The organism is Alteromonas sp. AMM-1 (genome assembly GCF_047290655.1).
Lineage (GTDB): Bacteria > Pseudomonadota > Gammaproteobacteria > Enterobacterales > Alteromonadaceae > Alteromonas > Alteromonas mangrovi.
This window is the reverse complement of record NZ_JBLBUE010000142.1, coordinates 1-9580: the sequence shown is the minus strand read 5'-3', so window position 1 is coordinate 9580 and position 9580 is coordinate 1. Positions and strand designations below refer to the sequence as shown.

Annotated in this window: 8 protein-coding genes and 1 pseudogene; 7 read left to right on the top strand and 2 right to left on the bottom strand. The window is 45.8% G+C overall.

Going from position 1 to position 9580, the window contains the following annotated elements:
- From ACLR2L_RS16355 to ACLR2L_RS16345, 3 genes and pseudogenes are all read left to right on the top strand, one after another.
- Positions 1-249: pseudogene (locus ACLR2L_RS16355) on the top strand (LysR family transcriptional regulator); the annotation flags it as partial.
- 175 nt (positions 250-424) lie between these two features.
- Positions 425-2599, top strand: coding sequence for a malate synthase G (locus tag ACLR2L_RS16350; protein WP_413369594.1), 2175 nt, complete (start codon positions 425-427; stop codon positions 2597-2599).
- A 186-nt stretch (positions 2600-2785) separates the two neighbouring features.
- Positions 2786-3634: a patatin-like phospholipase family protein gene (locus tag ACLR2L_RS16345; protein ID WP_413369592.1), complete on the top strand. Its 849-nt coding sequence runs from the start codon at positions 2786-2788 to the stop codon at positions 3632-3634.
- A 22-nt stretch (positions 3635-3656) separates the two neighbouring features.
- Here ACLR2L_RS16345 and ACLR2L_RS16340 read toward each other — a convergent pair whose 3' ends face one another.
- Both ACLR2L_RS16340 and ACLR2L_RS16335 read right to left on the bottom strand, forming a co-directional pair.
- Complete coding sequence (locus ACLR2L_RS16340; protein WP_413369590.1) at positions 3657-4673, bottom strand: NAD-dependent epimerase; 1017 nt, start codon at positions 4671-4673, stop codon at positions 3657-3659.
- Positions 4674-4852: 179 nt separating this feature from the next.
- On the bottom strand, positions 4853-5614 hold the full coding sequence (locus ACLR2L_RS16335) for a S1 family peptidase (protein WP_413369588.1): 762 nt from the start codon (positions 5612-5614) through the stop codon (positions 4853-4855).
- Between the two features lie 57 nt (positions 5615-5671).
- Here ACLR2L_RS16335 and ACLR2L_RS16330 point away from each other — a divergent pair, with 57 nt between their 5' ends.
- From ACLR2L_RS16330 to ACLR2L_RS16315, 4 genes are all read left to right on the top strand, one after another.
- Entirely contained in the window at positions 5672-6445 is a 774-nt protein-coding gene (locus tag ACLR2L_RS16330) for a YdcF family protein (protein WP_140956259.1), read from the top strand.
- Positions 6446-6649: 204 nt separating this feature from the next.
- Positions 6650-7447, top strand: coding sequence for a PEP-CTERM/exosortase system-associated acyltransferase (locus ACLR2L_RS16325; protein ID WP_140956260.1), 798 nt, complete (start codon positions 6650-6652; stop codon positions 7445-7447).
- 258 nt (positions 7448-7705) lie between these two features.
- A complete protein-coding gene (locus ACLR2L_RS16320) occupies positions 7706-8542 on the top strand; it encodes a PEP-CTERM sorting domain-containing protein (protein ID WP_413369585.1) in 837 nt (278 codons plus the stop codon).
- Between the two features lie 174 nt (positions 8543-8716).
- Entirely contained in the window at positions 8717-9559 is an 843-nt protein-coding gene (locus ACLR2L_RS16315; protein WP_413369583.1) for a PEP-CTERM sorting domain-containing protein, read from the top strand.
- The last annotated feature ends 21 nt before the right edge of the window (positions 9560-9580 follow it).

Below are 9580 nucleotides of genomic sequence, written 5' to 3'. Positions count from 1 at the left end.
GATATTCGCGTGTTTACCCGGCATTATCACGCCGCGCTGCAAATTGCCAAACGTCAAAATCTTATCGCCACCCTGCCCAGCAAAGCGGCCAAGATTTTTAAGGATGACCCCAGCATTGTGCTACGCGAGCCACCCTTCGACATTCCACCGATTGCACTGAAAATGGCCTGGAGCGCCCTGCTCCATCACGATGCCGGACATATCTGGCTTCGTCGCCTGATAGGCGAGGTTGCGGCAGATATGCAGTAAAAAGCAAATCGTACTTTTGTAATGTCGCCGGGCAACGCTTTTGCCCGGCAAGCGAACGTTATACCTGCACCAAACAATAATTCACTATATTTATGGCTACAATAAAAACCATAAACTTAGAAATTATCTATTAACCCTCTACACTGTAGAAAATACTTTGATCCAGGGGACTATTATGCAGGATTACATTCAACGTGGCCGTATGCAGGTTGCGTCCGTTCTCGACAACTTCATTAACGAACAGGCACTACCTGGCTCAGGTGTCGAGCCAGCTGACTTCTGGCAAGGATTTGAAGCCGTGCTTGCTGAGTTTGTTGCCCCTAACAAAGCATTATTGGAAAAACGGGATAGCTTGCAGGCGCAGCTAGATGCCTATCATCAGGCTGGCAAGCCAGCGACAGGCCCCGAGTATAAGCAGTTTCTGCAAGACATTGGCTACCTGTTACCCGAACCAGCCGACTTTAGTATTGAAACCAGTAATGTTGACGCCGAAATGGCAACGATGGCCGGCCCGCAACTTGTTGTGCCAATTAATAATGCACGTTATGCATTAAATGCGGCAAATGCGCGCTGGGGTAGTCTGTATGACGCCTTATATGGCACTGACGTTGTCAGCGAGGACGATGGCGCAACGAAAAGCGGTGGTTACAATCCAATTCGCGGAGCCAAAGTGGTTGCTACTGCCCGCGAATGGCTAAATACCTTATTACCTCTGGCCTCTGGCCGTCACGAAGATGCTGTAAAGTACAGCCTTGCAGGCAACACAATTACTGTGAGCATGAAAAACGGCGAGTCTGTGACGTTACAAAATCCGGACCAGTTCAAAGGCTATCAGGGTAGCGTTGAAACACCGGATGCACTTTTGTTTGAACACAACGGCCTGCACTTCGAATTACAAATCGACAGCACTCATCCTATTGGCAAAACAGATCCGGCTGGCGTGAAGGACATCCTGGTTGAAGCCGCGCTTACCACTATTATGGATTGTGAAGATTCAGTTGCGGCGGTAGATGCAGAAGATAAAACGCTGGTTTACTCGAACTGGCTGGGCCTGATGAAAGGTTCGTTGAGCATAACCATGGATAAAGCGGGTAAGTCATTCACTCGCAGTATGAATACCGACCGTCAGTATCAAACGCCTAACGGAGACAGTCTGACGCTCTCTGGCAGAAGCCTGATGTTCGTGCGCAACGTAGGCCATCTGATGACTAACGATGCCATTCTGTTCGACGGCGAGGAAGTACCAGAAGGGATAATGGATGGCGTGATCACATCGTTAATTGCCAAGCACGACCTGCTGGGTAACAGCCCATTTAAAAATACCCGCACAGGCAGTATTTACATTGTTAAGCCCAAAATGCACGGCCCGGAAGAAGTGGCCTTCAGTAACGCATTATTTGGCAAAATTGAAGAGGTACTTGGCCTTGAGCCCTTTACTCTAAAAATGGGCATAATGGACGAAGAACGTCGCACCAGTGTTAACTTAAAAGCCTGTATCGCGGCAGCCAAACAGCGCACCGTATTTATTAATACTGGTTTCCTGGACCGCACTGGTGATGAAATTCATACATCAATGCAGGCTGGCATCTTCGCTGACAAGGCCAGTTTAAAAACCATGACCTGGATTCAGGCGTACGAAAAAGCAAACGTAGCCACCGGTCTTGCTTGCGGTTTGTCGGGTAAAGCCCAAATCGGTAAAGGTATGTGGCCAATCCCCGATCAAATGGCACAAATGATGACTGCAAAAATTGGTCATCCGAAAGCAGGCGCAAACACCGCCTGGGTACCCTCACCTACCGCAGCCACATTACATGCACTCCATTACCATCAGGTGGACGTATTTGGTTTGCAACAAACGCTGGCCGCTGAGCGCTTTAATGGTATAGATGATATTTTGACGATTCCATTGCTAAGCGACACAAGCGGTTTGTCGGATGAACAGATCCAACGTGAAATCGATAACAACGTGCAAGGTATTCTGGGTTATGTTGTGCGTTGGGTGCATCAGGGCGTGGGTTGTTCGAAAGTACCAGACATTAATAATGTGGGTTTAATGGAAGACCGGGCGACGCTGCGTATTTCCAGCCAACATCTTGCAAACTGGTTAGCGCACGGTGTGATTTCCGCGTCACGTGTTCAGGAATCACTGGAGCGCATGGCGGTGCTTGTTGATAAACAAAACGCTGACGACCCGGAATACCTTCCAATGACGCCAGATACTGCAAGCTCAATAGGTTTCCAGGCCGCCAGTGAGTTGATATTCAAAGGCAAAGAACAGCCCAACGGTTACACCGAGCCATTGCTGCATCAAAAGCGCAAAGAAATGAAAGCGGCATTACGCGCTCAATAATTTCCAAAGCCACGTCAAATCAAAACGCAGGCCTTATTTCACTTCTTGAAATAAGGCCTGCTTTGTTAATATCGTCACTAATCAACTCGATAAACCTCGTTTTTAGTATATGCTCATAAAAGGGTTCCGGAATAAAGCCAGGCCCTCAAAGTGAATTGCTAACCGTTTTACAACACGGGTGAGTGAATGCCAGCAGTAAATAAAATTGTTCCCATTTTTTCCGGAGGCGGCACCAGGCTGCTTGCGCACATCGGTATTTTAAAAGCACTCAGTGATCTTAATGTCCAGTTTTCGTCTTTGGTTGGCATTTCCGGCGGCTCCATTGTTGCAGCACTTCACAGCTACGGGCTGTCGAATACCGATCTGTACAACCTTGCGGTGAATACCGATTTTAAACAGTTCAGGGATTTTTCAATATTTCGCTTACTCCGATATGGTGGGCTTTCATCTGGTGTTAAATTTGAACGTTGGATGGACAAACAAATCGACGGAATGACCTTTGCCGATGCACCTATCCCGCTACATATTCTTGCTACAGATGTAAACGGTGGCGGACCGGTTATTTTTAATAAAGAACAAACGCCAAACATGCGTGTTTCTCATGCGGTACGGTGTTCCATGTCGATTCCTCTGCTTTTCAGTTTTAAAGTGTACGAAAAGCACATGCTGGTAGACGGCGCGATCCTTGCCGAAGATGCACTATTTCAGGATTGGCAGCGCGATGGCACACCCAATGTGTGTTTCCGGCTTCGCAGTGAAGCGAGAGAGCAGCCGTTTAACCCCAAACGGTTCATACTGCCACAGTATATTGGCTTGTTGATCCGCACCTTTATGACGGCGCTATCGCGGGAATATGTGCATGCCGAGCACTGGCATAACACATTGGTAATCAATACCGGTTCAGCATCTTCAGTTGATTTTGATATGGATGAAACCGATAAGGAAGCCCTGTTTCAACAGGGCTATCAGACGGCAATGAATTTTCTACCGGCAAAACTTCAGCGGTTAGAGCGACCAGTCATGCCGGTTTTGTAACCCGCATACCCCTCCCCGCAAGTTACACGTTATAAAACTCACGATACCAGCTAACAAACGCCTGAATCCCCTGCTCAACACTCACCGATGGCTGATACCCTGTATCAGCAACTAAACGAGAGACATCTGCATAGGTATCAGGCACGTCTCCAGGTTGCATAGGCAGCAAGCGCTTGTCTGCACTCACGCCAAGCGCTTTCTCAAGTGTTTCTATAAAATGAAGCAGATTCACCGGGTTTTGCGCCCCAATGTTGTACACTCGATATGGCGCTTTGCTGGTAGCCGGATTCGGTTCAATGCCACTCCAGCTGTTATCAGTTGCTGCCGGATTATCTAGCGTGCGAATCACCCCTTCAACGATGTCATCAATGTAAGTAAAGTCGCGTCGGTGGTTTCCATAGTTATAAACGTCAATAGGCTCGCCTTCCAGCATTGCTTTGGTGAACTTAAACAGTGCCATATCCGGGCGTCCCCAAGGGCCGTATACGGTAAAGAAACGCAATCCGGTGGTAGGTAACTGATAAAGGTGGCTGTATGTATGCGCCATTAACTCATTGGCTTTTTTACTGGCTGCGTACAGGCTTACCGGATGATCAACATTATGCGATTCAGAAAACGGCATAGTTTCATTGGCGCCATATACTGAACTGGAAGACGCATAAACCAAATGCTTAACAGCGTGATGACGGCACCCTTCAAGAATATTCATAAACCCAACCAGGTTGGCATCAACATAAGCATGAGGATTTTCTAATGAATACCGCACTCCAGCCTGGGCAGCCAGATGTACAACGCAATCGAACTGTTGTGCAGCAAATAACGCCTCCATACCCTCGCGCATTTCCACACCGAGTTTGATAAATTCAAAACGCCCTGAAAAACCAGCCTCTTGCAGTGCTTTTAAGCGTGCGAGTTTTAGGGTTACATCGTAGTAATCATTGAGATTATCCACCCCAATAACGGTATCGCCTCTGGCTGCCAGTACTTTGCTGACAGCAGCCCCAATGAAACCCGCAGCCCCGGTAACGAGCACTTTCATTCTACACTCCTGAGATCTGTGACCCTCACAGACTTTTACTTAACTTGTTTACGAAAGCACCGTTAGCCTCCAGATACACTAACAGAACCGACGTGAAATCGTGCCAAAACAATAAACCAACTCAGTTAGCATTGCCAGCCGCGATAGATCATCCGTTGATCACACCCACTTCCTGTACATCAGATATCGATATTGTATTTCGCGGCCAGCTCTCGCAGATGCACTACGGGTATAGCGTATGATATGCCTGATGGCTTGCTGAGTACGTTTTCCTTTCCTTCAGCAACAAATACTTTATTCATCACGCCTATTACTACACCATTGTCTGCACGGTACATCGCGCTGCCACTGTTACCGGGATAAGCCGTTGCATCAAGTTGATAAATCATGAAGGTTTGCTTCAGACGGTCCAGCATGTTGATTGAGAGTTGCGTTGAATTATAAGCAGGCATTGCATCCGGCGTAATAGCAGCCACCATGCCCCTGTGCGTTGCCGGGTATAACCCCAGCACAGCGCCAATCGGATAGCCTGTAAAGCCAACAATTGTACCTTCGGGCACGTAGGTATCAGCACCAACTTTAAACGGCTTGAGAGCTTCGTCTATCTTGAGTATAGCCAAGTCATGCACCGGATCGAATCCCACTACTTCAGCGCGCAGAGTACGGGTATTTTTTGCGTTACCAACAAATACCGCACGGTATTGCACAACTTCCGGATCCAATGGTTCCGCTATCACATGGTAGTTGGTTGCAACAAATTTGCCGTTACCAATAACGAACCCAGTACCTTGTAACTGATTGGCAGGTGCATTCATTGGCGTGTGTAAGCCAATTCCTACCACCGAGGGTTTTACCTTCTGAATAATATTTACCCAGTTAATCGCGTCCTGTGCGTTGGCAACAAAACTGAAAAATAATAGAAAAAAACACAATCTCGTCATTGCAACTCCTGTCAGTTTTCGTAAGGATGATAGCATGGATGTTTCAGGTCATCGTGCATGGAATCGCTATTTATAGGCTTCGTTAAATACACCGTCAAATTAATGCTGTCACCACTGGTACTAGCATTTATAGTATTCGTTATTGCGTGGGTATGCCATTTAAAACGTCCACAAAAGCGCGTGGCATCGTGGCTCGTTACCTCAGCAATAACGTGGCTTTTTATCAGTAGCCAGTATGTTTTCAGCAATTATCTGCTACGTCCACTCGAGTATGCCTATCCGGTACTTACGCTGCAAAGTACGCGCTGGCAGGAAGCTGCGTATCTGTATACTCCCGGCTGCTATTTTTACGATGTTGATACTGTTGAAGTAAGCCAGTGGCCGCGCTGCTCACTCACCAGATTAACGCAAACGGCTATGATGGCCAGAATATCGGGCCAAACCATTATTGTAACGGCAGGTCATTTTCTGGAAGATCCGCAAACCGATTATGCTCAGGAGGCCAAACGCTTTACCGGGTATATAACAAACAGCCCGGTTATTGCCTTGTCAGAAGGTTCGAATACCGAAGAAGAGCTGATTGCACTGTACTCGTTTACTGGTGATGTCCCCATTTCGGTAGTCACTTCGGCAACTCACATGAAACGCCTGATGCTCATTGCCAAACGTGTGGGATTTTCCCAACTGATTGCTGTGCCAGTTGAACATCTAAGCCCGCCAGACTTTGATATTGTGTTAAATATGCCGTCGATTAGCAGTGTTGAGCACACTCACCGGGCACTTTATGAATATGTTGGCCTTCTGTTTGAAACATGGTCAGGTAAAAGGTGAAATCACAAAAAATCCATTCAAGTAAATGTTATTTATAGCGATAACAAAAATAATCCAGTAACAACAGCACCATAAGTATAAGAACGATTTTTATCTACTTGTTTAAAAAGAGTGCTACTATTATTCCAATATGAATGATTGGGTCAACGCCTTATCCAGCCAAATCAATGCCACTGGTAAAGTGGGGTTTCGTCAGAGGTAGATGTGTTTAAGAGTACAAGCCAAAAAATCGGAAAATTATGGCAGGCCTACAAGCGTTTGCGGGAAGCTGACGCTATTTCAAAACACTTTTCTACATTTTTAACCCCGGTTATTGCGCATTCAGACCTGTTACGTGATGAAGTGTACAAAATTCGTCACAACGTATACTGCGAGGAACTTGCTTTTGAGCCCGTCAGAGAAAATGGCATGGAAACTGACGACTTCGACGCCTGGTCACAATATTGTATGATTCAGCATCTGAATACCAAGGCATACGCAGGTACCGTAAGACTGGTAACACCAAGAAGCTCAGATGAACTGCTTCCTTTGGAAAAATATTGTCTGCATTCCATTGCCCACCCTGAATTTACGCCAGGACATTTCAAGCGAGAGGAGATTTGTGAAATATCCCGCCTTGCCGTACCTGCGCAGTTCAGACGACGGGCGATGGATAAATTTGCCGGGGCAGCAACCGGTGCAATTAACGAAACCACCTACTCTGAAACAGAGCTTCGCTGCTTTCCATTTATTGCTATCGGCCTGTATTTAACGGCAGCATCATTAGCGCTTAGTCAGGGTATTCGTCACGCCTTTGTCATGATGGAACCACGACTAGCGCGCAGTATGCGTTTTATTGGCATTAAGTTTGTACAAATTGGCCCTACCATTGATTATCACGGTCAACGAGCGCCTTATTATATCAATGCAGAGTTGCTGTTAAAAAACCTGACACCTGGATTTAAATACATGCTGAAAGACATTCAGACTCAGGTTAACAAGCAAATTCAACAAAACTCCTGAACAACTCGTTCAATAATTAACCAACCTGTTATCCAAGTTACCCGATACGTTGTATAAACAGGCTTTTCTGAGCAGGCGTATTAGTTAATTTATATAACGTCAGTAAAACCGTCATATATGTCGAAAAACTTTACAGCAGCTATTTCCCAGCGACTTGAATACAACTCAAGTTATTGTTAATTAACATAATTTAAAAACTGGCACACATGATGCTAATGGTTAAGTGCGGTAACTTTCGAATCTTAGAGGACAGTACTAATGAAAGCATTATCAATTTTATCAAAAGCATTACCATTGACGGTAGCCCTGGCTTTTGCTTCTACTACTCAGGCTGCAACTATCAGTTTTGGTGGTGTAACTGCGAATGATGGTTCAGGCTTAACCAGTTCATACATTGATCCACTGACTGGTGGACAAGCAGATTATTTCATTGAATCGTTTGACCAAGCAACTAACTTTACTGGCCTTCCAGGTTCTTTAGAGTATACCGTGCCTGGTTTTGAACAAGAGTGTTCTGTAAACAGCGCCAATGGCGGCCCTGCTGGCGTTGCAGTAACTGCGAACGCATCTGAAGTAGGTATTCGTAAAGGAACTGTAAGCGGTGTGGCCGCTGCCCCAGCTAACGATAGTACCTGTTATGGATACTTGACTAATAATGGCTCAGGTGTAGCGACTACCGTTTTCGATTACAGCGCGCTGTTAAGTTACTATACCACTCTGTATAGCTCAAACACCCTGTTGGGTATTACTTACCTAGGTTTCTACTGGGGTTCAGTAGACACTTTTAACGATTTCGAGTTCTATTCAGAAGGCAACCTTGTAACATCAATTACCGGTTCTCAATTACTGAGTGCGTTGGGCGGTCAGTCTGGTAACCAGACTTCTTCTAAGTCAAACGTTTATGTAAACATCGATTTCTCTATCGCAGAGCAGTTTGATACTCTGGTAATTAAAACCAGCGGCATTGCAGGTGAGTTCGACAACATCGTTGTTGGTCTGAGCACTCGCCAAATCCCAGTTCCTGCTCCTACAGGTCTGGCACTGTTCGCTTTCGGTCTGATTGCATTAGGCCTACGCTCTCGTTTGAAAAAATAACGAGGTAGAAAGTTTACCGCTAAAAAAACCGGCCAAGTGCCGGTTTTTTTTACACCTTAACATCCCCGTCGCTTTGTTAAATTCGCAACTCATTGAAAGATAAATTATTTATTTCTTGGCATAATTGATGCTTTATTGTTCAGTGTAACTTTCTTTTTTACAGGGGATAGTAAAATGAACAAATTTTCCAGCTTTACAAAAGCCCTCACACTCACTGCTGCGGTAGTTTTGGGGTCGTCAAATGTTGCAAATGCAGCAACTATTACCTTCGGTGGCGCAACGGCCAATGACGGTTCAGGCTTAACCAGTTCATTCATTGACCCGGTTACTGGTGGTTTATCTGGTTATTTTATTGAAACATTTGATATCGCTACAGGTGATCCTACATTCCCAGGCTCAACTGCTTATACAAAGCCCGGGTTTGAAAGTGAATGCGCGGTAAACAGTTTAAACGGCGGACCAATCGGTGTAGATGTAACAGCTAATCTATCTGAAGTGGGTATTAGGAAAGGCACTGTTCCTGGTGCAGCTGCAGCACCTGCAAATGACACAACCTGTTATGGGTATGTTACCAACAATGGCTCTGGTACATCCTCTATCACGTTTGACTACAACGATTTACTGACTTATTTCACAAATTCGATAAGTTCCAACACGCTGTTGGGAATTACGTATCTGGGCTTTTACTGGGGTTCAGTTGATACTTACAACGATTTTAAGTTCTATTCTGGCGGTAGTCTGGTAACTCAAATTACTGGTTCTCAACTACTGTCAGCCTTAGGTGGTCAATCAGGTAATCAATCGAGTCCTGCATCAAACACTTACGTAAACATTGCATTCTCGATTGCGGAGCAGTTCGATACACTGGTCATTGACACCAGCGGGATCGCGGGAGAGTTCGACAACATTGTAATCGGTTTAAGCACTCGTGAAATTCCTGTGCCTGCGCCAACTGGTTTAGCGTTATTTGCTTTTGGTCTGGTTGCGCTGGGATTGCGCTCACGTCTGAAACGCTAAAATGACATAAAGTTTTATTTT